The organism is Candidatus Defluviilinea gracilis (assembly GCA_016716235.1).
Lineage (GTDB): Bacteria > Chloroflexota > Anaerolineae > Anaerolineales > Villigracilaceae > Defluviilinea > Defluviilinea gracilis.
On record JADJWS010000003.1, the window covers coordinates 461,973 to 487,914 of the forward strand.

General features: G+C 54.3%; 24 protein-coding genes. 18 read left to right on the forward strand and 6 right to left on the reverse strand.

The features are described 5' to 3' along the window. Positions 1-15 precede the first annotated feature (15 nt). Positions 16-789, reverse strand: a complete 774-nt coding sequence (locus IPM31_16040) for a class I SAM-dependent methyltransferase (GenBank protein MBK9008491.1) — start codon at positions 787-789, stop codon at positions 16-18. Positions 790-1,065: 276 nt separating this feature from the next. Here IPM31_16040 and IPM31_16045 point away from each other — a divergent pair, with 276 nt between their 5' ends. The 4 genes from IPM31_16045 to IPM31_16060 all read left to right on the forward strand — a co-directional run bounded on the left by IPM31_16045 (position 1,066) and on the right by IPM31_16060 (position 6,665). Continuing rightward, the gene (locus IPM31_16045) at positions 1,066-1,362 is read left to right on the forward strand and encodes a nucleotidyltransferase family protein (protein MBK9008492.1); all 297 of its coding nucleotides are present in this window, start codon (positions 1,066-1,068) and stop codon (positions 1,360-1,362) included. Continuing rightward, positions 1,359-1,703: a DUF86 domain-containing protein gene (locus IPM31_16050; protein ID MBK9008493.1), complete on the forward strand. Its 345-nt coding sequence runs from the start codon at positions 1,359-1,361 to the stop codon at positions 1,701-1,703. Before IPM31_16045 ends, IPM31_16050 begins: the two co-directional genes overlap by 4 nt. 261 nt (positions 1,704-1,964) lie before the next feature. Continuing rightward, positions 1,965-5,558: a pyruvate:ferredoxin (flavodoxin) oxidoreductase gene (gene nifJ / locus IPM31_16055; protein MBK9008494.1), complete on the forward strand. Its 3,594-nt coding sequence runs from the start codon at positions 1,965-1,967 to the stop codon at positions 5,556-5,558. 105 nt (positions 5,559-5,663) lie between these two features. Further along, entirely contained in the window at positions 5,664-6,665 is a 1,002-nt protein-coding gene (locus IPM31_16060) for a dihydroorotate dehydrogenase-like protein (protein MBK9008495.1), read from the forward strand. A 108-nt stretch (positions 6,666-6,773) separates the two neighbouring features. Here IPM31_16060 and IPM31_16065 read toward each other — a convergent pair whose 3' ends face one another. The 3 genes from IPM31_16065 to IPM31_16075 all read right to left on the reverse strand — a co-directional run bounded on the left by IPM31_16065 (position 6,774) and on the right by IPM31_16075 (position 8,769). Beyond that, positions 6,774-6,992, reverse strand: a complete 219-nt coding sequence (locus IPM31_16065) for a hypothetical protein (protein ID MBK9008496.1) — start codon at positions 6,990-6,992, stop codon at positions 6,774-6,776. A gap of 206 nt (positions 6,993-7,198) precedes the next feature. Then, positions 7,199-8,404: a PQQ-dependent sugar dehydrogenase gene (locus tag IPM31_16070; protein MBK9008497.1), complete on the reverse strand. Its 1,206-nt coding sequence runs from the start codon at positions 8,402-8,404 to the stop codon at positions 7,199-7,201. Then, entirely contained in the window at positions 8,401-8,769 is a 369-nt protein-coding gene (locus tag IPM31_16075; protein MBK9008498.1) for a DUF1232 domain-containing protein, read from the reverse strand. The genes IPM31_16070 and IPM31_16075 overlap by 4 nt, the downstream gene beginning before the upstream one ends. Positions 8,770-8,886: 117 nt before the next feature. Here IPM31_16075 and IPM31_16080 point away from each other — a divergent pair, with 117 nt between their 5' ends. From IPM31_16080 to IPM31_16110, 7 genes are all read left to right on the forward strand, one after another. After that, the gene (locus IPM31_16080; GenBank protein MBK9008499.1) at positions 8,887-9,270 is read left to right on the forward strand and encodes an OsmC family protein; all 384 of its coding nucleotides are present in this window, start codon (positions 8,887-8,889) and stop codon (positions 9,268-9,270) included. A gap of 283 nt (positions 9,271-9,553) precedes the next feature. Beyond that, a complete protein-coding gene (locus IPM31_16085; protein ID MBK9008500.1) occupies positions 9,554-11,581 on the forward strand; it encodes an alpha/beta fold hydrolase in 2,028 nt (675 codons plus the stop codon). 56 nt (positions 11,582-11,637) lie between these two features. After that, on the forward strand, positions 11,638-12,102 hold the full coding sequence (locus IPM31_16090; GenBank protein ID MBK9008501.1) for an NYN domain-containing protein: 465 nt from the start codon (positions 11,638-11,640) through the stop codon (positions 12,100-12,102). A 406-nt stretch (positions 12,103-12,508) separates the two neighbouring features. Then, entirely contained in the window at positions 12,509-13,525 is a 1,017-nt protein-coding gene (locus IPM31_16095) for a histone deacetylase (GenBank protein MBK9008502.1), read from the forward strand. A gap of 80 nt (positions 13,526-13,605) precedes the next feature. After that, positions 13,606-14,685 (forward strand): zinc ribbon domain-containing protein, encoded by a 1,080-nt coding sequence (locus tag IPM31_16100; protein ID MBK9008503.1) that lies wholly within the window; start codon positions 13,606-13,608, stop codon positions 14,683-14,685. 171 nt (positions 14,686-14,856) lie between these two features. Further along, positions 14,857-15,429 (forward strand): SHOCT domain-containing protein, encoded by a 573-nt coding sequence (locus IPM31_16105; protein ID MBK9008504.1) that lies wholly within the window; start codon positions 14,857-14,859, stop codon positions 15,427-15,429. Positions 15,430-15,722: 293 nt separating this feature from the next. After that, a complete protein-coding gene (locus IPM31_16110; GenBank protein ID MBK9008505.1) occupies positions 15,723-16,934 on the forward strand; it encodes a TIGR03862 family flavoprotein in 1,212 nt (403 codons plus the stop codon). A gap of 34 nt (positions 16,935-16,968) precedes the next feature. Here the strand turns inward: IPM31_16110 and IPM31_16115 are convergent, their stop codons facing one another. Continuing rightward, on the reverse strand, positions 16,969-18,513 hold the full coding sequence (locus tag IPM31_16115; protein ID MBK9008506.1) for an aromatic amino acid lyase: 1,545 nt from the start codon (positions 18,511-18,513) through the stop codon (positions 16,969-16,971). 250 nt (positions 18,514-18,763) lie between these two features. Between IPM31_16115 and nirK the strand changes: the two genes are divergently transcribed. The 7 genes from nirK (at position 18,764) to IPM31_16150 (ending at position 24,946) form a co-directional block, all read left to right on the forward strand. Further along, complete coding sequence (nirK, locus tag IPM31_16120; GenBank protein ID MBK9008507.1) at positions 18,764-19,984, forward strand: nitrite reductase, copper-containing; 1,221 nt, start codon at positions 18,764-18,766, stop codon at positions 19,982-19,984. Positions 19,985-20,238: 254 nt separating this feature from the next. Continuing rightward, positions 20,239-21,342 carry a hypothetical protein gene (locus IPM31_16125; protein MBK9008508.1) on the forward strand — a complete coding sequence of 368 codons (1,104 nt, stop codon included), beginning with the start codon at positions 20,239-20,241 and terminating at the stop codon, positions 21,340-21,342. Next, positions 21,342-21,749 carry a hypothetical protein gene (locus IPM31_16130; GenBank protein MBK9008509.1) on the forward strand — a complete coding sequence of 136 codons (408 nt, stop codon included), beginning with the start codon at positions 21,342-21,344 and terminating at the stop codon, positions 21,747-21,749. The genes IPM31_16125 and IPM31_16130 overlap by 1 nt, the downstream gene beginning before the upstream one ends. Next, complete coding sequence (locus IPM31_16135; protein ID MBK9008510.1) at positions 21,750-22,166, forward strand: hypothetical protein; 417 nt, start codon at positions 21,750-21,752, stop codon at positions 22,164-22,166. A gap of 85 nt (positions 22,167-22,251) precedes the next feature. Next, positions 22,252-23,046 (forward strand): intradiol ring-cleavage dioxygenase, encoded by a 795-nt coding sequence (locus IPM31_16140; GenBank protein MBK9008511.1) that lies wholly within the window; start codon positions 22,252-22,254, stop codon positions 23,044-23,046. A gap of 199 nt (positions 23,047-23,245) precedes the next feature. Next, positions 23,246-24,166, forward strand: coding sequence for a class I SAM-dependent methyltransferase (locus IPM31_16145; GenBank protein MBK9008512.1), 921 nt, complete (start codon positions 23,246-23,248; stop codon positions 24,164-24,166). Between the two features lie 69 nt (positions 24,167-24,235). Then, a complete protein-coding gene (locus IPM31_16150) occupies positions 24,236-24,946 on the forward strand; it encodes a PIG-L family deacetylase (protein ID MBK9008513.1) in 711 nt (236 codons plus the stop codon). A gap of 188 nt (positions 24,947-25,134) precedes the next feature. Here IPM31_16150 and IPM31_16155 read toward each other — a convergent pair whose 3' ends face one another. Beyond that, positions 25,135-25,836, reverse strand: coding sequence for a phosphatidate cytidylyltransferase (locus IPM31_16155; GenBank protein MBK9008514.1), 702 nt, complete (start codon positions 25,834-25,836; stop codon positions 25,135-25,137). Between the last annotated feature and the right edge of the window lie 106 nt (positions 25,837-25,942).

Here is a 25,942-nt window from a genome sequence, read left to right on the forward strand (position 1 = left end):
CCGGAGAATGAAGCGTCAGTCCGCTTTGGAGAGTTGGTACGAGAAGTAGATGTAATCCCGATTGACGAACATGTTGTAGATACTGCTCCCCTCCACCGCCGCGAACATTTCCACGAAGGGATGCAAGATCTTCGGCGCGAATTGATGCGCGAGGGCGCGGTAGCGTTCGCTGTTGCGGGTGAGCGCGCTCAACACATGCGCGGTGATGTCGGTCTTCGAGTGGACGTTGAACCCCGCCGCGCGGATGTCGCGCTCGACCTTCGGCTCATCTGCCACCGTGCGGAAATCGGCATAGAGAAATTTTCCGCCGCGCCGAAGCACGCGATGCACAGAATGGAAGAACGCCTCCTGCCGCGGATAACAATGCGAAGCCTCCACGTTGAGGACCGCGTCGAAATGATTCTCAGGGAAGTCGAGCGACTGCGCATCGCCGGTGCAGAAGTCTATGCCGAGGGCGCCATGCGTCTTGCGGTTGTATGCGATGGCATTTTGATTCTGGTCAATGGCGGTATAGGATTTGGGCTTGTGATAACGCTTGACGAACGACGCGCCGCCGCCATGTCCGCAACTGACTTCAAGCACATTTTTATCTTTGAGGTCATCGCCGCTGGCAACGTGATGATAGAGCTGGATCGCCGCGCGGTTGATCTCATCCTCAGGCTGGAGTTTGACGGTCTCGCCTTCGGGGGGCCAGAAGCCATAATTCAAAAACGTGACCGGCGCATTGCCAACGCGCCGCGTGAGATATTGATACCAATGTTTCCAAAAGAGTTGTTTGAAGGCGGGCATGAAAATCTCCTCGATTTGACCGGTAAAACACGGAAATTGATCTTTCGTCGCTTGGGATTCCGATAGGGTAATCGCATTAGAAAATCTCGAGGCTCAAAACACGGTGTTTTGCCTTCGAATCCGCTAATCTTCGCCAATCTGCGCGAATTTTTCCGAGAAAGATTAGCGTGAATTCGTGAGGATTAGCGGACAAAAAATCCAAATGCGATTGCCCTTGGGAGTCCGACGGATCTGGCAACTCACAGAAAACACTGTTGTATAATATGAAATATGGCAATGAGTTCACGCCTGCAAGGATTCATTCAAATTCTCCGTGAGCAACGCCCTCGCCTTATGGAGCAATACAACGTCGCCGCGTTGGAAATCTTTGGCTCGCACATCCGCCATGAAGAACGAAAAGATAGTGATCTTGACATTCTAGTGACCTTCACAAAAGCCCCAAGCCTGCTGATGTTTGTACATCTCGAAAACCAACTCTCAGATTTGCTCGGCATCAAAGTGGATTTGGTGATGAAGGACTCCCTCAAGCCCGCCATCGGGAAAAGTATCCTGAAAGAGGCTATGCCGGTATGAGTCGGGAGTATATAGATTATTTACGGGATATGCTGGAAAACGCACAGCTAGCCATTGGATTCGTCAAGGGCATGGACTACGATGCGTTTTCCAAAGATAACAAGACCGTGTATGCTGTCATTCGGGCTGTGGAAGTCATCGGGGAAGCCGCAACGAACGTCCCTGATGAGATCAGGTCAAAACATCCATCTCTCCCGTGGCGCGATATTCGGGGAATGCGCAACAAACTCGTCCATCAATACTTTGGCATCAACATGGAAGTCGTCTGGAAAACCATTCTGGAAGACTTGCCGATGATTGTGGGTGAAATTGAGAAGATTCTCAAGAACGAGAACAAGTAGTGTGGCTGAAGAGACGTAAAGTTTCAATCACAGAAACCAACTTACGGATTTTTTTAGCCGCCTACTAAAGAAGAGTTACTTGAAGGCGGGCATGTTTCCTCGGCGTGAAAGATATAACACACAAATTCATTCGTCGTCTCCCGAATTCCGTCAATTATCATCCAATACGTGACAACATGCGGGGGATTTAAGTCATTCATAACTAACGATTCGCATCGCCGGGGGCTACACTTGCGCCAGAGAAAATTTCAAGGAGCCAGCATGGATAATCCCATCATCATGGTCGACGGCAACGAAGCCACAGCATCGGTCGCGCATCGTTTGAGCGAAGTCATCGCCATCTACCCCATCACACCCTCCTCCGCCATGGGCGAATTCGCCGACGAGTGGTCGGCAAAGGGCAAACCGAATTTGTGGGGCACGATCCCTCTCGTGATCGAGATGCAATCCGAAGGCGGCGCGGCGGGCGCGGTCCACGGCGCGTTGCAAACGGGCGCGCTCACTACCACCTTCACCGCCTCGCAGGGGCTTTTGCTGATGATCCCCAACATGTACAAGATCGCGGGTGAACTCACCAGCGCGGTCTTCCATGTGGCGGCGCGTTCCATCGCCGCGCAGGGACTTTCGATCTTCGGCGATCATCAAGATGTGATGGCTGTGCGTCAGACGGGTTGGGCGATGCTCGCAAGCGGCTCTGTGCAAGAGGCGCACGACTTTACCGCCATCGCCCAAATGTCCACGCTCAAAACGCGCGTGCCGTTCCTCCATTTCTTCGACGGATTCCGCACCTCGCACGAAGTCGCTAAAATCTTTTGTCTGACGGATGACGAACTCCGCCTCCTTCTCGACGGGGAATTGATTCGCGCTCATCGGGCGCGCGCCCTCACCCCCGCGCGACCCATCCTGCGCGGCACCGCGCAGAATCCCGATGTCTACTTTCAGGCGCGCGAGACTGTGAATCCGTTTTATGCGGCGACGCCCGCCATCGCGCAGGAGATGATGGACAAGTTCGCGCAAGTGACCGGGCGGCGCTATCATCTCTTCGATTACGCCGGCCACCCTGAAGCGGAACGCGTTGTCATTCTCATGGGTTCGGGCGGCGAAACCGCCGAAGCGACGGTGAAGCATCTTGTGGAAAGAGGCGAAAAGGTCGGCGTTTTGCGCGTGAGATTGTATCGTCCGTTTTCGATGGAACATTTCATCAAAGCGTTGCCGCAATCGGTGAAGCAGATCGCCGTGCTGGATCGAACGAAGGAACCCGGCGCGTTGGGCGAGCCGTTGTATTTGGATATTGTCAATGCTTTGGTCGAAAGTCAAAGGCTTGCCCTGAGCGAAGTCGAAGGGTCGCAGGTCAGGGTAATCGGCGGGCGCTATGGACTTTCCTCGAAAGAGTTTACGCCAGCGATGGTCAAAGCCACGCTGGATGAATTATCCAAGCCTGAGCCGAAGAATCATTTCACCGTCGGCATCAACGATGATGTCAGCAACACAAGCCTGACCCACGATAAGAATTATTCCATCGAAGACGATCAGACCATCCGCTGTGTGTTCTTTGGGTTGGGTTCGGATGGCACGGTGGGAGCGAACAAGAACTCCATCAAGATCATCGGCGAAGAGACCGCGAATTACGCGCAGGGTTACTTCGTGTACGACTCGAAAAAATCGGGTCAGATGACCACCTCGCATTTGCGGTTTGGTCCCAAGCCGATTCAGGCGCCGTATCTCATCGAAGCCAATCAGGCAAACTTCGTGGCGTGCCACCAGTTCAACTTCCTCGAACGGTTCGATATGCTGAAGTACGCCAAAGAAGGCGCGGTCTTCCTGCTCAACAGTTTGTACGGTCCCGATGAGGTTTGGGATTATCTGCCGAGCGAGGCGCAAAAGGATATCATCGCGAAGAAACTCAAGTTTCATGTGATCAACGGGTATGGCGTGGCGGAAAAGGCGGGCATGGGACAGCGCGTCAACACCATCATGCAGACGGCGTTCTTCGCCATCAGCGGCGTGCTTCCGCGCGAGCAGGCGATTGCCGAGATCAAACGCGCCATCGAGAAAACGTACGGCAAGCGCGGCGAGGCTGTCGTCAAGAAAAACTTCGAGGCGGTGGATCGAACGCTGGAGAATCTGTACGAGGTGAACGTTCCGGCGGCGATCACGTCGGAGGCGGCGAGGCGGTCCCCCGTCCCGAAGGAAGCGCCCGAATTTGTGAAGGATGTGCTGGGGCGGATGATCCAATTCGAGGGCGATGAGATTCCCGTCTCCGCGCTTCCGAACGACGGGACGTATCCGCTGGCGACATCGCAATGGGAGAAGCGCAACATCGCGCTGGAAATTCCCGTGTGGGACGAGAAGTTGTGCATCCAGTGCGGTAAGTGCGTGATCGTGTGCCCGCACGCGGTGATCCGTCATAAAGTGTATAGCGAGGTGGCTTTGGCAGACGCGCCCGAATCGTTCAAACACATGCCGTCGAAATTCAAGGAGTTTTCTGCGGGATACGCTTACACCGTGCAAGTGGCGCCGGAGGATTGCACGGGTTGCACGTTGTGCGTGGAGGCTTGCCCCGTGAAGGATAAATCGCAAGTGGGGCGCCGCGCCATCAACATGGAGCCCCAGCCGCCTCTGCGCGAAGCGGAAGCGAAGAACTGGGATTTCTTCATGCGGATTCCCGATTTGGACCGAAAGCTGATCAACCCATCGACGATCAAGAATTCGCAATTGCTTCGCCCGTTGTTCGAGTTCAGCGGCGCCTGCGCGGGATGCGGCGAGACGCCCTACGTGAAGTTGGTCTCGCAGTTATTCGGCGACCGGGCGGTTATTGCAAATGCCACAGGCTGTTCTTCGATCTATGGAGGCAACCTCCCCACCACGCCGTGGTCTGTGGATGCGAACGGACGCGGTCCCGCGTGGTCGAACTCGCTGTTCGAGGATAACGCCGAGTTCGGTTTGGGAATGCGGCTGACGCTCGATAAACAAAATGAATATGCGCGTGAAATTCTCCGCGCCATGGAAAATGAACTCGGCAACGATCTTGTCGAAGCCATCCTGCATGCCGATCAAAGCGACGACGCGGGCATCGAAGCGCAACGCGAGCGCGTGACCGCGTTGAAAAACAAACTGTCCGAATCAAATGACTCCAAAGCGAAGGATTTGATCAGCGTCGCCGATGCGCTCGTGAAAAAATCGGTGTGGATCATCGGCGGCGACGGCTGGGCGTACGATATCGGCTACGGCGGTCTCGATCATGTGATGGCGAGCGGGCGCAACGTGAACATTCTGGTGCTTGATACCGAGGTCTATTCCAACACGGGCGGGCAGGCAAGCAAAGCCACGCCACGAGCGGCGGTCGCCAAGTTCGCCATGGGCGGCAAGGCGATGCCGAAGAAAGATCTGGGTTTGCTCGCCATGTCGTACGGATATGTATATGTGGCAAAAATTGCCATGGGCGCGAACGACCAGCAAACGTTGAAGGCGTTCCTCGAAGCCGAAGCCTACGATGGTCCTTCGTTGATCATCGCTTACAGTCCGTGTATTGCGCACGGATACGACATGGCGAGAAGCCTCGACCAGACCAAACTTGCCGTGCAATCGGGTCACTGGTCCCTGTTCCGATATGATCCGCGCCTTGCGGGGCAGGGAGAAAACCCGCTGGTCATCGAGTCGAAGGAGCCGAGCGTCCCCTTCTCGCACTATGCTTATAATGAGACCCGTTACAAGATGTTGACGCAGATGGATGAAGAACGCGCCGAAGAGTTGATGCGAGACGCCCAAAAGGACGCGAAATCGCGCTGGGCGTTGTATCAACAGATGGCGGCGATGCAGTATGGGAACGGGACGGGTAAACAGGGAAACACGTAAATAGGTAGACAGGTAGACACGTAAACAGGTAGACACGTATGCAGGTGATCGTGATGCGCCCGCTCAATTCGACGAGATCGCCCGATCATCCAAAAGGAAAATGATATGACGGATCTTTCCACCACTTATCTGGGTCTGAACCTTCGAAATCCCCTCGTTGCGTCTGCCTCCCCTCTTTCACGCAAGATCGACCGCGCGAAAAAGCTCGAGGCAGCGGGAATTTCCGCTATTGTGATGTATTCGCTGTTCGAGGAGCAGATCATCCACGAAAGCCTCGAGTTGGATCACTATCTCAATCGCGGCAGTAATTCGTTCGCCGAGGCGTTATCGTATCTGCCCGACGGCGGCATGTACGGGATTAGCCCTGAAAAATATTTGAATCATGTGGCTGGCTTGAAAAAGGCATTGACCATCCCGGTCATTGGCAGCCTGAACGGCGTTTCCAAAGGCGGCTGGACGGATTACGCGCGCCGCATCGAAGAAGCGGGGGCGGACGCGCTTGAACTCAACATGTACTACATCCCCACCGACATCAATGTCACTTCGAACGACATCGAGGATATGCAAGTGGATCTGGTGGCGGAAGTGAAATCCGCGATCAAGATTCCGCTGGCGGTGAAGATCAGCCCGTTTGTCACATCGATTCCCAACTTCACGAAACGACTCGTCGAAGCGGGCGCGGATGGGCTTGTGTTATTCAATCGCTTCTACCAGCCCGATTTCGACCTGGATGAGTTGGAAATCCTCCACAGTTTGGATTTGAGCACCTCCTCCGAGTTGAGGCTGCCCTTGCGCTGGATATCGATCCTGCACGGAAAGTTGAATGTTGATTTTGCGCTGACCAGCGGCGTTCATGCGTACACCGATGTATTAAAAGCAATGATGGCGGGGGCAAAGGTGGCGATGATGGCGTCGAATTTACTTCAGTTCGGCGAAGACACCATCGGTCCGATCCTCGCTTATCTCGAAGCGTGGATGAAGGAACGGGAATACGAATCCATCCGGCAAATGCAAGGGAGCATGAGTCAGAAGTCGGTCAAGGAGCCGGAAGCGTTCGAACGGGCGAATTATATGAGGGTGCTGAATAACTATAGAAGCCTCCCCTGATCGCCCTTACGAATGAAATGGCGAACCCCGCCTGCGCAGGCGGGGTTGCCACGGACCAATAGAGAAGGGAGGAGAGAGTGATACCGCGCGGGAGAAACGCGCGTCACTTTAGGATACCTGATGATTCGGATTAGTGCCGCACAGGGCGCAAGTCATTTTTTCGATCTTGTTGCACTCGATCGCGTTGGAACAACGATGGGCAATGACGCGCGGCGGCTGGTCTGGGAGCATTGCAGATGGGACGATAATCTGGGTCTCCAGAACCACATCCCGCCCGGCGTGCTCGCAATAGATCGTTTTACGAATCTGCCACTTCTTCTGAGCCATGAACGCCTCCGAATCTATGCTCTTATGATCAGCGGTTCACAAAAGTTCATGCGACAGTGGAACTGTCGCATGCCTTGACGCAGCACAACTGCGTCAAGAACCTATTTTCGAATCCATGCCTTTAGTATAGAAAAAACAGAGGACGCTAAAAAGTGACACGCGTCATCCGTTCGGGTGACGAATCGCATATATGCGACTAGCACCCTCTACTTGGGATCCAAAACATACACCTCGCCTCCGTCGGTGAGGATATACAACTCCCCATTTTTATCCTGCCCGAAGGATGTGATGGTGAAGTCCGTGTCGTACAACAATTGATTCTGCCACGCCTCCCCGGAGCGGATCAAGCCCCAGACCTGCCCGGTGCAGTAATCGCCGTAAAGATAGATGCCGTTCCATTCAGGCATCGCGCCGCGATAGACGTAGCCGCCAGTGACGGAGCATCCGCCTTCGCCGTGATCATATTCCGCGATGGGGTCGATCATATCGGCGGGCCCGCCGCCTTCAAAATCGTGCGCGCCTTCGCGGTAATTCCAGCCGAAGTTTTCGCCGCCGCGCGAACCGGCGGGGATGATGTCAATCTCTTCCCAATCGCCCTGCCCCACATCGCCGATGTATAGATCGCCGGTCGCCGAGTCGAACGACATACGCCACGGGTTGCGCAAACCGTACGCCCAAATTTCGTTACCGAACGGGTTATCGGCGGGAACGGCATAAGGCTCTTTCGAGTCCACGTCAATGCGTAAAATTTTTCCGAGCAGGGTATCCAACGATTGACCGTTGCCTTCCGGGTCGCCGCCGGAGCCTCCGTCGCCGAGACCCATGTACAAGTAGCCATCGGGTCCGAAGTTCATCGTGCCGCCGTTATGGTTCGGGTACGGCTGTTTGACGCGCAACAGAATCAGTTCGCTGTTGGGGTCTACAGAATTTTCACCGGCGGTGAAACGCGAGATGAACGTATCGCCGCGCGCGCCGGTGTAGTTGACGTAGAAGTATCCGTTCTGCGCAAAGTTCGGATGCAATGCCAGCCCCAGCAACCCCATTTCATTCGACTCGTCGTTGACGCGGTCTTCGATGTTGAGGAAGGGCGTGTCAATGTTCAATTGCCCATTTTGGAAGAGGTGGATGTGACCCAATTTTTCCACGATCCATAAACGACCTTGCGGATCGGGTTGGAGGTCTACCGGGCGTTCGAGTCCATCAGCGACGAACTGCCATGTGTACGCGTCCGCGTTGGGGAAGGTGGATGCGTTGGGCTCGGTCGGCGGCGCCGGAGTCAGCGGGGGCGGTTGCGTAGGCGAGACGCCGGTTGACGTGGGCGAGGCAGGTCCACCCGTCGGAGGAGGAAGCGGCGTACTTAATCCATTACATGCAAGGATTGGAAGAATTAACAGGATCAGGTATCGCTTCATCTGTCGTCCACGTCGGTTGATTCGGCATCCACCACATCATCGTTCGATGAATCGTCCGTGTTATCGGTGAGTTGATTCATGTGTTCTTCGACCACTTTGGGCGGGCAAAGTTCCACAAAGAGAGTCGAGCCGATCCACAACACCGCCGCGTCGTCGAGCGCGCCGATGACCGGCAGAACCACGCCCGGCATCAGATCGACCGGCGAAAAAAGATAGGCAAGCGAAGCCAGCGGCAAAAGTTTTACAAAAATACTTACGCGGCGGTCTGCCATCAGCCGCCCGATCAATTTGAGTCGCGTGACGAGGTCGCGTACCATTCCGCCTTGCGGCGACGGCACAATCTGCGAAGGTCGTTTGTCTGCCATGTTGTTCTCCTTTGAAGGGATGTGACATCCATCCTGTGCGATACATTATAAAACACATATACGAACGGCGTTCTTTGCGATGTCAATATCTACGCAAAACTTATTTTGGAGTAGCGTATGGAAATATTGATCGACTTCCCCGGCGGCGCGCGCGTGGACGCGCATGTGCGAGGGCATCTTGTTCACACCGACCAACCGAGGAGCGGAGGCGGCGACGATTCGGCGCCTTCGCCCTTTGAGTTATTTCTCGCCTCTCTCGGCACATGCGCGGGAATCTACATCCTCGGCTTTTGCCGCCAGCGCAACCTGCCCACCGAAGGCGTCCGCATCGTTCAGCGCGTCCACGCCGATACGATCGAACTTGAGATTCAAGTCCCGCCCGCGTTTCCGAAACAATATCTCGGCGCGTTGATCCGTTCGGCGGAGTTGTGCAAGGTGAAGAAGACGTTGGAGAATCCTCCGCAGTTCAAGATCACCGCGCGAACACTCGAAGGCGAATAAAACGAGTTCAAGAAAAAATCGTCTGTGAAAATGGGGGTGAATTTTTGCACACGGATTTCACGGAAACCACGGAAAGGGGTTTCTTTATTGAGAAAGAATCTCAAAGTTCTCTGCGCGCTCTGCCGTCTCGCACCGTCGTGCTCGCGGCACGAACGGTGTGGCTAAAACGCTTTGTTGGAAAACCCCTCAACCAGAACATAGGCTTACTTTTGGTTCTTGCGTGGAATGATCGGCGCATATAAAATCCAGCGTTACCCATCCAAATGAACAGAGGTAAAACCCAATGTCTCGAAATAAACTATTTGTCTTGCTGACCAGCCTGTCGTTGTTTGCGCTCGCTTGCAACTTCGGCGGCTTGCTCAATACGCCGACGCCGACCGCTCCACCCCCGACCGCGCCGCCGACGAAAGTCACGACCACTCAAAACGGCGACATGGCTGGACTGCTCGAACGCTTGAACGGCGCTCCCTGCGAGGAAAACCCCGACTTCACATGCGTGACCATTCCCGTACCGTTGAATCATTTCGACGCGGCAAATACCGAAACGATCAATGTGGCGTTTGCCGTTTCGCAGGCGACCGGCGAACGCTACGGCATGTTCGTGCAAGCCTTCCCCGGCGGACCCGGCGGCGAAGGGATCAGTTCCGGCGGCTTGGGCTGGTTTCCCGAGGGGATCCTCGAACACTTTGATATCGTCTACTTCGACCAGCGCGGAATCGGTCTCTCCAGCGAGTTAGCCTGCCCGAAGGCGTATGAGAAAGACTTCTCGAGTTCCCTGAATTACGATGACACAGCCGGCGAAGAAGGCTACGATACGCCCGCCGAACAACAAGACGCGATTGACGAAGCCCGGACCTTTGTGGATAGTTGCGTTGCAGAGATCGGCATTGACCCGGCGAAACTGGTCTACTACGGAACGAACCAAGTAGCGGAAGATATCGAATCGTTCCGTCAATTGGTCGGCGACGACAAGTTCTGGCTGTACGGCGTCAGTTATGGCACCTCCGTCGCGCAGACCTACGCCGCGGCTCACGCGGATCATCTGGCGGGCTTGATCCTCGATGGGACGATTGACCTCACGTTGAACGGCGAAGAAGGCGCGCTCGCGCAAGAAAAAGCCTTCGATGAAGTCCTCGTGGCGACCCTCAAAGCCTGCGATGCCGACGAAGCCTGCGCGGCAGAGTTGGGCGGCAACGCGCTGGCGGCGTACGATTCGCTCGCGTCAAAACTCGCGGAGAAAGCGATCGCCTATGAATATCCGCTCGCTTCGGGCAAAACCGTAAAAAAGAAATTCACCTTCGGTCAATTGGAATTTACCGCCGCTTATCAGATGTATGCGCTCGGCGGGCGGATGCTCTTCTTGCGCGCGCTGGCATCTGCCAACGAGGGCGACATGGTTCCAATGGCGCGATTATTTTATATACAAGCCACCGTTGACCCCGCCACCGACGAATATCTGGGAGACTCCACCTTCTCAGACACGATGTTCACCGGCGTGAACTGCACCGACGATTCGTATTTTAGCGGCACGCCCGAAGAGCGGATCAAGCAGACCATCGAAGCAGGACAAGCATCGAATGGAACCGTTCCGCGTATAGATGGCGGCGTGTACACCGGCTTATATTGCGCGTACTGGCCCAGCGCCCCGAAAGAGGTCGTCACACGCGAGCCGCTCACCGCGCCAGGCGTCCCGACGTTCGTGCTGAACGCCACCCTCGACCCGGCGACTCCCTTCGCGCAAGGCAAAGCCGTGTTTGAACGTTTAGATAACGGTTATCACCTGTATGTGGAAGGCGGGCGTCATTCCATCTACGGCTTCGGCAACGAATGCCCCGACGATTACATCACCAACTTCATGGTCAATGGAGAACTTCCCGAACAGCGCGAGATCGTCTGCGAGTGGGACCCGTCGGTCATCAGCGCGTATGTGCCGCGCATGTCCCCGAAAGCAAGCGAGTACGATAACCCGCTCGACATTTTCTCGGCGATCGACACCGAGCTCTCGATCGAGCCTGAATATTATTACAACGGCTTCACCGAAGACACATCCTTTGCCTGTCCGTATGGCGGCTCGTTCACCTTCGGTCCCAGCGACGCGGGCGAGAAGTATACGTACGACAAGTGTCAATTCACGAAAGGCTTTGCCATCACAGGCGCGGGCGGTTTCGATTACAGCGCCAGACTCCTCACGTTTGAGGCGAAAGTGAGCGGAGACAAAACCGGCACACTCACCTACACCAGCAATTACAACGACGGCTCGATGACGCTCACCGGCGAATACGGCGGCGAGACGATTGACCTGAGTCAATAAACATTCACGTCCCGCAGGTTTTGGAAAAATAAAAACCTGCGGGACGATCTCTTCTCATGCCATATCTCATTGACGGGCACAACCTCATTCCCAAACTCGGATTGCGACTCGATTCTCTGGACGATGAAATGGAGTTGATCGCCATCTTGCAGGAATTCTGCCGCCTCGAACGCCGTCAAGTGGAAGTCTACTTTGACGGAGCGCCTCTTTCTCGGACGGTAAAGCTGGGCGCCGTTACTCAGCATTTCTCGCCCGTCGGCAGTCCCGCCGACAACGCCATCCGCAAGCGGTTGAAGAGTCTCGGCAAAGCCGCCAAAAATTGGACCGTCGTTTCCTCCGACCGCGAAGTGCAATCCAATGCGCGGGCAATGCAAGCGGAGGTTATTTCATCGGATGAATTTGCGAAGACTCTCAACAAGGTGAGGAATTCTCCGCGCGTGGCAAAAGGCGAGAGAGTTATTTCAGAAAAAGAAGTGGAAGAATGGATGAAAGAGTTTGGGGGGAAAAGAGCAGACGATTAGAGAATTAGAGGATTTGAGGATTTGAGTAACGCGACCCTTCGATAAACTCAGGACAGGCATTCATGTCGCTTTTGACCGAGGACAGCCTAATGAAGAAACACTGTACAATCCCGAAGGGATGGAAGGATGATAGGGAAAGAGTAATATGAATTCAAATCCCGAAGGGATGATATACCATTGTGTCTATGACACCCCTTCGGGGTTAATTTTTGTTCCCGCAAAATCTATAATCAGTAGATCACGAAAACAAGTTCTTGACGCAGTTGCACTGCGTCAAGACAGGCGGCAGTACAACTGTCGCCTCAACTTTCGTGAAGTATTGATAATCATTTGACCCGTTTCGACAGGCTCAACGCACCGCCTTCGGGGTCAAGGTCGCATAATTAACTAAGACTATAATTCACTCATGTCCACCGTGTACACATTTGTCCCCTCGCCGAATCATTTGTACCCCGATCATCCCGAAAGACCGGGGCGGTTGGATATTTTGCAACCCCGCTTGGATTCATTTTCCGCAGCGCGAATCGATGCGACGCCAGCGACACGCGAGGAAGTTGCGCGAGTCCACAACCCGGAACTTATTTCGGCGCTGGAAAAGGTCTGCCGGGAGGACGCGCCTGCCATCATTGATTACGCGCCTACGTATGTAACTCCATCTTCCTTCGACGATGCTTTGCTCGCGGCGGGCGGAGTTCTTGCTTGCGCGCGGGCGGTAATCAACGGCGAGGCCGACAACGCCTTCGCCATCGTCCGACCGCCGGGGCATCACGCGGAACCCGATCGCGCGATGGGATTTTGTTTATTCAACAATGTCGCCATCGGCGCGATGGACGCGCTCGCACATGGCATGGATCGCGCGCTAATCCTTGACTACGACGCGCATCATGGCAACGGGACGCAAGCCGCATTTTTGAACGAGGAACGCGTCGCATTTTTATCGGCGCATCAATTTCAGCCGGGGTTTTACCCGGGCACGGGCGCGTTGAAGGAAGCGGCGCACGCAAAGAAACGAATCGTCAACGTGCCGTTGCCTGCCCGCGCGGGGGATAAAGTCTACGAAGAAGTTGCGGATAAAATTTTCAAGCCGTTCGTGGAGTCGTTCAAGCCGCAGATGATTTTTGTCTCCGTTGGGTTCGACGCGCATTGGAACGACCCGATCACGTCGCTGGGGCTGTCAACGAATGGATATTTGATGCTGGCGCAAAAGTGCGTCGCGCTGGCGGAGGAATTCTGCGGTGGCAAAATCGTTTTCGTGCTGGAAGGCGGCTACGACCCGGTCAATGTGGCGGAGGGGGCTGAGGCAACCATCCACGCGCTGACCAAGTCGCCCCGTCGGAATGAAGCGAGTGATCCCAGTCCGCACCGGGAACCGGATTGCGAATCCCGAATCGAAGAGATACGAAAGTGGCATGGATTTTCGTGAGACGCGTTTTATAATAGAGAAGAGAACCTTCTCACCACGAAGGACACAAAGGTCACGAAGGATTTTTTAAAGGAGCGATGATGGCTCGAAGACGTACGGTTGGTTATGTTCAAAATGAATGGGTATGCCCGAATTGCCAAACGCGCAACAAGGGCGGCGAGAAGACGTGCGAAAATTGCGGCGCGCCGCAACCCGAGAATGTGCAATTTCAATTGCCGTCGGAACAAAAATTTGTGACCGATGAAAGTGCGGTGAAAGCCGCACAATCAGGCGCGGACATCCACTGCGGATTCTGCGGGACGCGCAACCCTGCCACTGCCGTGACTTGCTCGCAATGCGGCGCGGACTTGAAAGAGGGCAAAGCCCGCGAGGCGGGGCGCGTGATGCAACAACCCGCCGCGCAACCAAAAATTGTGAAGTGCGATAACTGCGGAACGGATAACCCAAGCAGTAACTCGGTCTGCTCGAATTGCGGATCGCCACTGCCCAAACTGACACCGGCTCAACCGGTGATGAATGCTCCGCAAACTCGAAGCGGACTCTCCCCCGCCGCGCCGTTGACCGGGAAAAAGTCATCGCGCGCGCCGTGGATCATCGCGGCGGCGGTGCTGGGATGTTTGGCGATCATTTGCGTTGGCGTGTTAGTCTTCTTCGTCTTTCCCACTTCGTCGGTACAAGCCACAGTGACGGATGTGTACTGGCAGACTTCGGTCCCTGTGCAGGAAGTTCAGCCGGTGCATTACAACAATGAACGCGGTAATGCGCCTTCCGACGCGTACAATGTTTCATGTCACGATGAAAGCCGCGATGTCTGCGAACAAAAGACAGTTGACAAAGGCAACGGCTACTCGGAAGTTGTGGAGGAATGTCACACCGAGACGGAAACATATTGTTCGTATACCGTTGACGAATGGACGACGATCCAAACGTACACGCTCGATGGGCATAACCTGCAACCGGTCTATGAAAGTCCAAACGTTTCCTCTGATCAACGCTTGGGAGACACATCCGAAACGCTGACCGTGTATTTTCTAACCGATGATGGCTCGCAAGAAACATACACAGCAAGTTCAGTGTCTGAATTTCAGCAATTCACCACCGGAAGCACATGGACGTTGAACATGAATCTCGCGGGCGGCGTGGTAAGCGTGGAGCCGTAGAAAACGAAAACAGGTAAACAAGGAAACACGCACACAGGTAGTTTGTGTGCGTGTTTTGATTCATTCTGAAGCGTATGCGTCTACGTCTCTCACATCACATACAGATGTGTGACTTTTCGAGCATACGCGGAAAATCAAAAAGGAATATACTCATCCTCAAGGAGTCTATCAATGAAAAATAATTGGATGGGTATATCTTTGCTCTTTATCTGGTGTCTCTTCATGGGCGTCACCGCCATCTCGATCGGATTCGGCGCGGTCTTTCCCTCCATGAACCGCATCGCCAAGCCGTTCATTTGTCCGCGCGGAGAAATGCAGTTGGTAACGCAGGATTACCATCCCTCGCCGGTGGAGACGGTCACAACGCTGACGTGGTATTGCGTGGACAACACTACCGGAGAAAAGGTCGAGTTGGGTCTCTTCCCCATGAGTTTGTATGCCGGGTTGATCTATGGCTTTTTGCTTTTCCTCGTTATTTATGCGGGCTGGAAGATATGGATGTACAAGCTTGCTTCTCGCGTCTTGCCAATTCAGGACGATATGACACCCAAGCCCAATTGGGAGCTCGACCTGGCTGAACAAATTCACCAAACCAATTTGGAATTCAAAGATCGAGGCGCGAGGACCAAATCGTCGTTGAATGCGTTGGATCGCATGAAGGAATTGAAGGGCATGCGCGATGCGAATCTGATCAGCGAAGCGGAGTATGAACAAAAGCGCGTTGAGATCCTAAAGGAGATGTGAATCGGTCGTAGATAAAAGACTTTATCGGTAATAGGCCTAAGTTCTTTTGTAGGACGCGGATAAACGCCGATGAACGCTGATAAAGAAGAAAAAATCCGCGTTTTCCGCGTCAATCCGCGTCCGAAAAATTATTTCCGATAACGTCTAAAGAATGAATCTCGCGGATGGTATTCTCAGCGTGGAGCCGTAGAAGGATTTACGGAAACAAATACACAAGAAAACACGTACACGGGTTATCGGTGTGCGTGTTTTGATTCAGCGCAAATTCGGGAGATTGTCTTTATAATGACCCCATGCAAAAATCAGTAGCGATCATCGGCGGCGGACCGGCGGGCTTGATGGCGGCGGAGGTCATTTGCGCGCGCGGCGTACAAGTGGATGTGTACGATTCCATGCCGTCTGTTGGGCGCAAATTTTTGATGGCGGGCAAAAGCGGGTTGAACATCACACATTCCGATCCGTTCGAGGTGTTCGTTGCAAGATATGACAACCGCCGCAAAGAGATCGAACCTCTGCTAAAACAATTCGGCGCGGACGAACTCCGCGCATGGGTGCATGGATTGGGCATCGAAACTTTCGTCGGGACTTCGGGGCGCGTCTTTCCCAAAGGGATGAAGGCGAGTCCGCTGTTGCGGGCGTGGCTGAGACGATTAACCGATTCAGGCGCGACGTTTCACCTGCGTCACCAGTGGACAGGTTTTCTACCCGACGGGTCTCTACGCTTCGTCACGCCCAATGGAGATGCGCATGTCAAAGCGGATGCGACAGTCCTTGCCCTCGGCGGCGGGAGTTGGCGCCGACTCGGTTCAGATAGCGCGTGGGTTGACTGGTTGAAACAGGCTGGGGCGGAGGTCGAACCGTTGTCTCCATCCAATTGCGGATTCGATGTGGAGTGGAGTCCGCATTTTCGAGAGAAGTTCGAAGGGCATCCGATCAAATCGGTTATTTTATCGTTTGGCGAGTTTCGTCAACAAGGCGAGTTCATCGTGACAAAAGAAGGCGTGGAGGGCGGGTTGATCTACAGCGCGTCGACATTCATCCGCGATGAAATTTATGCGAGAGGCAAAGCGACCGTTCTGTTAGACCTACAACCCGACCGCACACTGGAATGGTTGACAGAAAAATTATCGCGTCCGCGCGGGTCGAGGTCACTGGCAAGTTATTTGGAAAAAACGCTGGGAATCAAGGGGGTGAAGGCGGGATTACTGCGCGAGTTCGTATCGAAAGAGGACTTCTCAGACGCGAAACGACTCGCGGGATTCATCCAAGCCTTGCCCGTGCCGTTCGTCGCTCCGCGCCCATTGGATGAGGCGATTAGCACGGCGGGCGGCGTGACGTTTGACGCGCTCGATGAAAACCTGATGTTGAAGAATTTGCCCGGCGTTTTCTGCGCCGGTGAAATGCTCGATTGGGAAGCGCCAACCGGTGGATATTTGCTGACGGCATGTTTCTCCAGCGGCTACGCGGCGGGGAACGGGGTGTTGAACTATTTGTCTGAAAAGTGACGGTCACCTTGAAAGTGACAGTCACTTTGTTTCACTATCCCAACTCCCCCACCGTCTTCTCCACCTCCGCCAAAATCTCCCCCGACTTCACCAACTTCTTCATCGCGTTGTGATCGTTGTACAACGGACGATCCACTTCGAGATGCTCCACGTATTTGCGGATGATTTCGCGCGCGCGTTTCGTTCCATGCCCCGGCAGGAACTGACGGAAATCCATGGCTTGCGCCGCCGCCATGAATTCGATTCCTAAAACTCCGTAAGCGTTGTCTAGAATTTGTTCGTTCTTCAAGGCAGTGTTCATACCCATCGAAACGAAGTCTTCCTGATCCGCCGCGGCAGGGATGGATTGAACGCTCGCGGGCGCGGATAAGATTCTCTGTTCAACGATCAAATGGTCGGCGGTGTATTGGCTGAGCATCATCCCGGAGTAGAAGCCCGGCTCGTGGGCGAGGAAATCAGGCAGTCCCTGCGAAAGAGCGGGATTCGTCAGGCGATTGAGTCTCCGCTCCGATAACACGCACACCATCGTGATCGCCGCGCCTGCCATATCCATCGGAAGCGAAACGGGACTCCCTTGAAAGTTCGCGCCGGTGAGAGTCAATTTCTCTTCGGGGATAAAGATCGGATTGTCGCCGACGCCGTTCAACTCGACCTCCACTTGCGAACGCGCATACGCAATCGCATCACGCGCTGCGCCGATCACTTGCGGGGTCGAACGCATCGAGTACGCGTCCTGCACTTTCGTTTTCATCTTGCCCGATTTCAAGTCAGATCCTTCCAACACTTTCATCAAATTTTTTGCAGACGTGATCGCGCCGCTGAACCCGCGCAGTTCGTGAAGTTTTGTGTTGTATGGTTTGAGGTTGCCGAGTAACGCTTCGATCGTCATTGCCGCGGCGATCTCGGCTTGCTTGATGAATCGTTCCATCTCGTAGATGTGCAACGCGGAGATGGCGGTCAACACATTGGAGCCGTTGATCGCGGCGAGTCCGTCGCGCGCTTGCAGACCCGGGACTTTGATTCCCGCCCGCCGCATCGCTTCGGACCCTGAGAGTCGCTCGCCGCCTGCCCCGGCACCGTCGGGGTCGTAAAACGCTTCGCCCTCCCCCATCAACAACAGCGCGGCTTGCGCCATCGGAGCAAGGTCGCCGCTCGCGCCAACGGAACCTTTCGTGCAGACCACCGGCGTCACGCCTTTGTTCAGCATTTCGACGAAGGTCAGCGTGATCTCAGGCCGGCACCCAGAATTCCCGTGCGCGTGAACGTTGATCCGCCCCGCCAATGCCGCACGGACGAAGGGAATCGGAAGCGGATCGCCGATCCCTGCCGCGTGGTTGTAGATCAAATATTTTTGGAACTCTTTCACCTGATCGTCATTGAGAATCTTTTCTGAAAACTCGCCGATGCCGGTGTTCGTGCCGTACATGATCTCTTTCTTGGCGAGTTTCTCCTCCAGCATGGCGCGGCAGACTTTGACCCGTTCGAGCGCTTCGGGGGCTAGTTCAACTTCTTCGTTATCTCGCGCGATAGCAACAAGTTTTTCAATGGTGAGGGACGATCCGTTCAAGGCAATAGTCATGAAGACTCTCCTAAGCGTGGAATAAGCGTATTTTACCCCTGACAAAGCAAATCATCGAATTCTCTCCTGCTCTCAGGTTGAACATCAAGCCGTACGCTAAAATATGACAAATATCATCCAAATTATGACAAAATCGGTTACAATTAGTGAAGATTATCACTATCTAGAAAATTGCGCCTGCATACAATCAGCGCAAGAAACAAGCAATTCATAGATAGCCGGGCGAAATAGCCCGATAAAGGAGACAAACATGGAAATACTCTCATACCTTTGGCAATACATTGTGGAAGCCTTCGGGCTGATTATTGCCTACGTGTTCGCGGCAATCTTTATCTTTTTGATGCTCCGCCGCGCTCATTCGCGCAAGATCACCGCGGCATTGGTCGCCATCTTCATCGGTGTTTCGATCGCGTTCTATGTGCCGCACGGAATGCCGGACGAACTGGCATACCCCCTCTCTCTCCGCGCGTTCGGACCGGGCGAAGCCCCCAATCTGCCGTTCGAAAACGTCTATCACTTTTTCAGGAACTTCAATAACTTTGCCCGGGTGGAGAATATCTCCCGCGATCCAAACGATGTGCCGCCTTCTGTAGTATACGGGGAGAACGGCATGATCGAGGTGAACCTCACCACCACCGAGGTCATCGCGGAATTGGCTGACGGCGCCACAATGAACTATTGGACGTTCGACAATGCCGTGCCGGGTCCGTTCATCCGCGGAAAGGTGGGAGACACCGTCCACCTAACAATTCACAACGACCCAACCAGCCTGCACCCACATAACGTAGATTTCCATGCCGCCACAGGTCCCGGCGGAGGCGCGGCGGCTACCATCGTTGCCCCCGGAGATTCCAAAGAAATCACATTCAAACTGCTCTACCCCGGTATCTACGTCTACCACTGCGCGTTCGGCAACGCCGGCCTGCACATGACGCATGGCATGTATGGGTTGATCCTCGTCGAACCCGAAGGCGGTCTGCCTCCTGTAGACAAGGAATTCTATATCATGCAAGGCGAGTTTTACACCGAAGGCGCGCTTGGTCGTCAGGGTTTGCAACTATTCGATACGGAAGGTTATCTCGATGGCAAACCGCAATATATTGTCTTCAATGGCAAGACCGGCGCATTAGCAGATAACATGAGCGCCGAAGTCGGCGACACGGTGCGCTTCTACGTAGGCAACGGCGGCGTAAATCTTGTCTCCAGTTTCCACGTGATCGGCGAAATCTTCGACCGGGTCTATCGCGAGGGCGACCTGATCAGCCCACCCGCAGAGGGACTGCAAACCACGCTGATCCCCGCAGGCGGCGCGGTGATGATCGAATTCAAGGTGGATTTCCCCGGCAACTATGTGCTCGTCGACCACGCGCTTGCTCGCGTAGACCGAGGCGCCTGGGGCGTGCTCCACGTCACAGGAGAAGCAGACCCGGAAATTTTCGATGGCACGGTTGAATCCGGCGGAGGACATTAGATTTTTGGGTTGACCCATTTCCAAAATTCCATATCATTAACGGAGACCTCTGGGTCTCCGTTATTTATTTCCAAACCACCGGACTGATTACCTTACAGAATGCGTTTGGACGCAGACCTTTGCACCGCCCGCACGGGCAGGTGAAAACGCTGATTTCACTGATTCCAAAGGGAGAAAATCTGCGTTTTCAGCGTGAATCAGCGTCCCAATTTTGAAAGTGTAAGGTAATCAAACCACAGGATGAAACAGCCTCAATGAAACTTCAAACCCGCTTCATTCCCTTCCTCGCGCTTGCCATCCTTGCCCTGCTGTTCGCCATGTGGGCGGGCTTATTGCGTTTAGGCTGGGCGCTCCCCACCCTCCCCACCCTCGCGCTCGCGCACGGACCGCTCATGATCTCCGGTTTCCTCGGCGTATTAATCCCGCTCGAACGCGCGGTCGCCATCAACTCACCCCGCAACGAATACGCGGGGCTTCCGCTTCGCTCCAGAAAATGGATGTTCGCCGCGCCTCTCGCCTGCGGGGTTGGCTGGGTCAGCCTCCTGTTTGCGCCGCCTCTCGGCGGCATCTTGATGACCCTCGGCAGTGTTGTCGCGCTTTTCATCCTGATCGTGATGGTGCGGCGCGAACCCGTCATCCACACCATCACCATGGCGGTCGGCATGGCGGCTTGGGTAATCGGCAACATCTTATGGATCTCTGGATTTCCCATCTACCAACTCGCGCATTGGTGGATCTGCTATCTCATCTTGACGATCGGCGGAGAACGGCTCGAACTCAGCCGCGTCCTGCGTCCCACGCGCGGGCAGATTCAAATCTTCGGCGTTCTCGCCCTCGCCCTTCTCGCCGGCACGGTCCTTTCCATGTTCAACGCAAACTGGGGCGCGCGCCTCAGCGGACTCGTCATGTTGGCGCTGTCGCTATGGTTTCTCAAGAACGATCTCGCCGCGCGAAACATCCGTCACCCCATCCCGTTGACTCGTTACATCGCCTTTTGCCTCTTCAGCGGATTCATCTGGATGGGCATCGGGGGGATACTCCAATTAATGTATGGCGCAACCTACGCGGGTCCGCTATACGACGCGGTCTTGCACACGGTCTTTGTCGGCTTCGTGATGTCCATGATCTTCGGTCACGCGCCGATCATCTTCCCCGCCATCCTAGGCGCGCCGATCAATTTTTATCCCGCTTTTTATGGTCATCTCGCGCTTCTACATCTTTCCCTGCTCCTGCGCGTGACAGGCGACCTGACCAATCAAGTGGAGATCCGCAAATTTGGCGGGTTGCTCAATGAAGTCGCCATCCTGATGTTTCTAGGCATGACCGTGTATTCCGTTCTCAACAGGAAAAGCGCCTAATGCCAACCCTTACCCGATGGTTCTTGAAAGCCGCCCTCTTGTATTTGCTCTTCGCGCTCGTCGCGGGAATACTTCTGGCGTTACCGTTAAGAAATCCCCTTACCGGGTTTTTCCCCGCCTACTTTCACATGCTCACCTTCGGCTGGCTCACGCAATTGATCTTCGGCGTGGCTTTTTGGATGTTCCCCAAATTCAACCTTGCGAAACCGCGCGGGCACGAATGGCTGGGCTGGGCAACCTTCATCACGTTCAACGCGGGCCTGGTTTTGCGGATTGTCGCCGAACCGATCAACGCCGCCGCCCCCTCCGCGTTGACCGGCTGGACGTTGGTCGCCTCCGCTCTTTTGCAATGGCTCGCCGGCGTCGGCTTTGCCATCAACACCTGGACCCGCGTCAAGGAACGATAGATGCCCCGCCTGAGCGTTTACTTTATTCGCGCATCGCTGATCTATGCCGTGCTGGGGTTTACCGTTGGCGGGCTGTTGCTGGCAAATAAGGGAATTATGTACCTGCCAGCGCTTTGGAATTTATTGCCTCTGCATATCGAATTCGCGTTCATGGGCTGGATGGCGCAATTAGCCATGGGCATGGTCTTCTGGATCGCGCCCCGTTTTTCAAGCGACTCTCCGCGTGGAAACGAAAAACTAAGTTGGGCGGCATTTATGTTATTGAATAGCGGCATACTTCTCGCGGCTGGGCAGAGTCTGCTGGCGGCGACCGGGCTTGTCTTCGCGGGAAGAATCTTGGAATTGCTTGGGCTGGCGGCATTCGCGGCTGGGAATTGGAAGCGCATCAAACCGCTCGAAACCGCGCCGCGGTCGTGACGCCCGCGCGAAATCTACATGGATGTTTTTCATCCTGTTCTAAAATCTTCTGTGTATGATACTGCGAAATATAAAAGGAGATTTCATGGATAACGACGACAAACCCGTAGGATTGATCCTCAGCCGAAGAGATATGCTCAAGTTGTTGGGCGTGGGAGGCGCGGCATTTCTTGCGTCGTGCGCGGCTCCTCAACTGACAAGCACCTTGTTCCCCGCGTTGACTTCAACAGTCGCGCCAACTACGCAAAACTTGCCTGCAACTGCCGAGGCGCTTTCCTGTGTGGTACGCCCCGAGTTAACACTTGGACCGTATTTCGTGGATAAGCAATTGAATCGTTCCGACATCCGCGCTGAACCTTCGGATAATTCGGTAAAGGAAGGCGCGCCCCTGACGCTGGCAATTGGCGTGTACGATGTGTCGCAAAACAGTTGCAACCCTATTGAAAGCGCTCAGGTGGACATCTGGCACTGCGACGCGGCTGGCGTGTATTCGGGCGTAACAGATCGGGCATTCAACACCGTCGGTCAAAAATTTTTGCGCGGCTATCAACTGACGGACGCCACAGGCAAGGCGCAGTTCCTCACCATTTATCCGGGCTGGTATTCAGGCAGAACGGTTCACATCCACTTTATGATCCGCGCGACGGGCGCAAACGGGAACGCGTATGAGTTCGTATCGCAGTTCTTCTTCGACGAATCGCTTTCAGATCAAGTGTATTCCGCGCAACCCTACGCGGCGAGAGGGCAACGCAACACGTTCAACGCCTCCGATGGCATCTTCAACAACGGCGGCGACCAGTTATTGCTCGACATCGCAGGCGATCACACAAACGGTTATGCGGCGACGATCAACATCGGGCTCGATCTCACCCATACATAACGATCTAATGGTCGTAACGCGAGATTTATCTCGCGTTTTAGGCTGTTCCGCCGCAAGAGCGGCATACATGTCGCATTACGAGAGCCGCCTTGACTTCAACTGCGTAACAGCAGTTATTAATTTCCCGACCCCAAAACCGCTGGATCAACAGTTTGAGTTTGAACTGTCGTCTCCAGCATTTCGGTTACAATCGCTCCCTATGACCATGGAAAACATAGACGCGCTGAAGAAGAATCCGCGTGAGGGCGGGCGTTTGGCATACAAGTTGAAAAATGCGAATGTCTTCGTTTCAAAAAACGGATTCCATTTCATTGATTATCTCGACCCTGTGGAAGACATCCCGCCTGAGGTCGACGCCTCCCAACTGACCGATGAAGTTGCCGCGTACATCGAGACGCAGTTACAAGCGAACGCGAAAAAATTCGATACCCAGGCGAACATCGTCAAAGCGCACCTCCCCCTCCAAGATGCCAAAGTACTCGACATCGGTTGCGGCGGCGGATTATTTCTCTCATTGTTGAAACAACAAGGCGCGGAGGTGATCGGAATCGAACTCAGCGACAGCCGCGCGCGCTATGCCAAAGTCAAACACGGACTCGTTATAGAGAAACATCCGATAGAAAATGAGTATTGGCAATCTGGCTACGCGACTCACTTCGACGCGGTCACGTTGTGGGATGTGATCGAACATGTGAATTATCCGTTGCAGACGTTGCAATCCGCGGCGAGGGTGTTGAAGCAGGGAGGCTTGTTGCTGATCGATACTCCCTGCCGCGATAGTTTTTATCACCGTTTCGGCGCGTTGACGTACCGTCTCAGCGGCGGCAGGTTTCCGACATTTTTGAACGCGATGTACTCGTCGCATTTGTTCGGGCACAAGCAGATCTTTTCGACAAGCGAAATGAAGCGGTTGTTTGAGTCCGTTGGGTTTGAAGTGATCGACTTGCATAAATTCCACGAGTTGTCTTTCCCGTACGAATTTTATTTGAAGAAATTATTCAAGTCGCAATTGCTTGTCAATGTAATATTGCCGTTCGTAAAATTGTTTTTCAAAGTGTTCAAGATACAAAATAAGATGTTGGTGGTTGGAAAGAAGCGCTTCGACTACGGGTCTCGCTAACGCTCGACCCTCCGCTCAGCGCGAATCACAGGAGAACTTATGCCAGAAGAGTACACACCAAGAATCGCAATGACCATCCAAGCGCACCCCGACGACCAGGAGTTCGGCATCGGCGGCACGCTGGCGAAATGGGCAAAGGCGGGATGTGAAATTATTTGCGTTGTCATCACCAGCGGCGATTCAGGGTCGAACGATCCCGCGAAGGATGGACGTCACAAAAATGAACTCGCTGAACTGCGCGAAAAGGAACAACTCGCGGCATGCGCCGTGCTTGGAGTCAAAGAGACGATTTTCATGCGCTACCCCGATGGGGAATTGGAGCCGACGATGCAACTCCGCAAGGACCTGACGCGCCTCATCCGCCAATTCAAGCCTGATACAGTCCTCTGCGGCAACCCCGAAGCGTGGTTTTACGGCAATGAATATATCAACCACCCCGATCATCGCGCCTCGGCGGAGGCGGCAACGACGGCAGTCTTCCCGTCGGCGGGGAGTCGGCTGATGTTCACGGACCTGCTCGAAGCGGGGTATGAACCACATGAGGTGAAGCGCTTATACGTCCACGGCTCGGAAAAGTCGGACACGTGGGTTGACATCACCGAGACGTTGGAACTGAAGATCAAAGCGTTGCAACAACACGCGAGTCAAATTCCCGTTGATGAAGTCGGCAAATGGATAACAGATTGGGCGGCGGAGGAAGCGAAAGACAAAGGCATGAAGTATGCCGAGAGTTATCGCGTGATGATTTTGAAAAAGGATGAGGAAGAGCAGGTTGGTTGAAACATGACTCACCCTGAATTAAATCTTTCGAGCTTTTAGCCACGGATTTCACGAATTTACACGAAAAAAGCCGACCAGTTTCAATTTGGTCGGCTTTAGTCTTTCTCAACTCGAGACAGAAAAATTAAAATCCGCGAGAATCCGTGTAATCTGTGGCTGATTCCTTAAGCTTGGGAGTAATTATGTTGCTAGAATACGAGTTGTCCGATGAACGCGCAAGCGAGAGCGATGGTAATGTTGTCAATATCTTTGAACGGAAGCGACTCGATCAGCGTTGCCGCTAACGCTACAAGAGCAACAGGGATAACAAAGCGCGTGGTGGGTCCGCTGAACGCGCCCAGCCACACGTAAATTGTGAAGATGAACATGGTCAACAGCCAGCCGCCGAGGAAAACGCTGAGGGAGCCGGCAACGCTTTTTTCGCGCGACCAGAACCACTTCGGAGAATTGACGCGGCGCCCCACGATGTCGGCGATCCCGTCGCCGCCGCAGAGGATCATCAAGGCGGGGATGCCGATGAGCGAATCCTTCCAGTAGATCAACGTCATGGCGACAAACACGATCCCATAAAATAGCGGACCGCGCAAGATCTCGCGCGGATCGCCCGTCCGCGACATGGCTTTAACCGCGGCTTCGTCTTTGATGATGCCCAAGCCGACCAGCGCGAATTGAAGTGTGATGACCAGCGGCACGAGCGCGGCAAGCCAGCGAGAGATGGACACATCGGTAAACATGAGCCAGCACAAGACAAAGATGGGACCCGTGCCGATGTGGATGAGTTTTCGACTCAACCGGCTTTCGATCACGCCGCGATGGGCGAGAAAATCCATGAGGCGGAGGAAGGCGATGGCAATGGCAAAGGTAAGAAGAGTGGCAATATAAGGCGACATGATTCCTCGGGGTTGAAACCATGATAACATATCGGGCGTTCTGTGTGAAAAAACTTATCCTTTCGGATTTACGCAGTTGAACCTGTTGCGCCGTAGTTGCACTGCG

What these genes read in the sequence shown, in the direction of transcription:
- IPM31_16100 (MBK9008503.1), top strand. Translation starts at nt 13,606, where the DNA reads ATGGCTCGAAGACGTACGGTTGGTTATGTTCAAAATGAATGGGTATGC.
- IPM31_16050 (MBK9008493.1), top strand. Translation starts at nt 1,359, where the DNA reads ATGAGTCGGGAGTATATAGATTATTTACGGGATATGCTGGAAAACGCA.
- IPM31_16095 (MBK9008502.1), top strand. Translation starts at nt 12,509, where the DNA reads ATGTCCACCGTGTACACATTTGTCCCCTCGCCGAATCATTTGTACCCC.
- IPM31_16125 (MBK9008508.1), top strand. Translation starts at nt 20,239, where the DNA reads ATGAAACTTCAAACCCGCTTCATTCCCTTCCTCGCGCTTGCCATCCTT.
- IPM31_16045 (MBK9008492.1), top strand. Translation starts at nt 1,066, where the DNA reads ATGAGTTCACGCCTGCAAGGATTCATTCAAATTCTCCGTGAGCAACGC.
- IPM31_16150 (MBK9008513.1), top strand. Translation starts at nt 24,236, where the DNA reads ATGACCATCCAAGCGCACCCCGACGACCAGGAGTTCGGCATCGGCGGC.
- IPM31_16155 (MBK9008514.1), bottom strand. Translation starts at nt 25,836, where the DNA reads ATGTCGCCTTATATTGCCACTCTTCTTACCTTTGCCATTGCCATCGCC.
- nifJ (MBK9008494.1), top strand. Translation starts at nt 1,965, where the DNA reads ATGGATAATCCCATCATCATGGTCGACGGCAACGAAGCCACAGCATCG.
- IPM31_16080 (MBK9008499.1), top strand. Translation starts at nt 8,887, where the DNA reads ATGGAAATATTGATCGACTTCCCCGGCGGCGCGCGCGTGGACGCGCAT.
- IPM31_16140 (MBK9008511.1), top strand. Translation starts at nt 22,252, where the DNA reads ATGGATAACGACGACAAACCCGTAGGATTGATCCTCAGCCGAAGAGAT.
- IPM31_16115 (MBK9008506.1), bottom strand. Translation starts at nt 18,513, where the DNA reads ATGACTATTGCCTTGAACGGATCGTCCCTCACCATTGAAAAACTTGTT.
- IPM31_16075 (MBK9008498.1), bottom strand. Translation starts at nt 8,769, where the DNA reads ATGGCAGACAAACGACCTTCGCAGATTGTGCCGTCGCCGCAAGGCGGA.
- IPM31_16085 (MBK9008500.1), top strand. Translation starts at nt 9,554, where the DNA reads ATGTCTCGAAATAAACTATTTGTCTTGCTGACCAGCCTGTCGTTGTTT.
- IPM31_16060 (MBK9008495.1), top strand. Translation starts at nt 5,664, where the DNA reads ATGACGGATCTTTCCACCACTTATCTGGGTCTGAACCTTCGAAATCCC.
- IPM31_16065 (MBK9008496.1), bottom strand. Translation starts at nt 6,992, where the DNA reads ATGGCTCAGAAGAAGTGGCAGATTCGTAAAACGATCTATTGCGAGCAC.
- IPM31_16135 (MBK9008510.1), top strand. Translation starts at nt 21,750, where the DNA reads ATGCCCCGCCTGAGCGTTTACTTTATTCGCGCATCGCTGATCTATGCC.
- IPM31_16145 (MBK9008512.1), top strand. Translation starts at nt 23,246, where the DNA reads ATGACCATGGAAAACATAGACGCGCTGAAGAAGAATCCGCGTGAGGGC.
- nirK (MBK9008507.1), top strand. Translation starts at nt 18,764, where the DNA reads ATGGAAATACTCTCATACCTTTGGCAATACATTGTGGAAGCCTTCGGG.
- IPM31_16105 (MBK9008504.1), top strand. Translation starts at nt 14,857, where the DNA reads ATGAAAAATAATTGGATGGGTATATCTTTGCTCTTTATCTGGTGTCTC.
- IPM31_16110 (MBK9008505.1), top strand. Translation starts at nt 15,723, where the DNA reads ATGCAAAAATCAGTAGCGATCATCGGCGGCGGACCGGCGGGCTTGATG.
- IPM31_16070 (MBK9008497.1), bottom strand. Translation starts at nt 8,404, where the DNA reads ATGAAGCGATACCTGATCCTGTTAATTCTTCCAATCCTTGCATGTAAT.
- IPM31_16040 (MBK9008491.1), bottom strand. Translation starts at nt 789, where the DNA reads ATGCCCGCCTTCAAACAACTCTTTTGGAAACATTGGTATCAATATCTC.
- IPM31_16130 (MBK9008509.1), top strand. Translation starts at nt 21,342, where the DNA reads ATGCCAACCCTTACCCGATGGTTCTTGAAAGCCGCCCTCTTGTATTTG.
- IPM31_16090 (MBK9008501.1), top strand. Translation starts at nt 11,638, where the DNA reads ATGCCATATCTCATTGACGGGCACAACCTCATTCCCAAACTCGGATTG.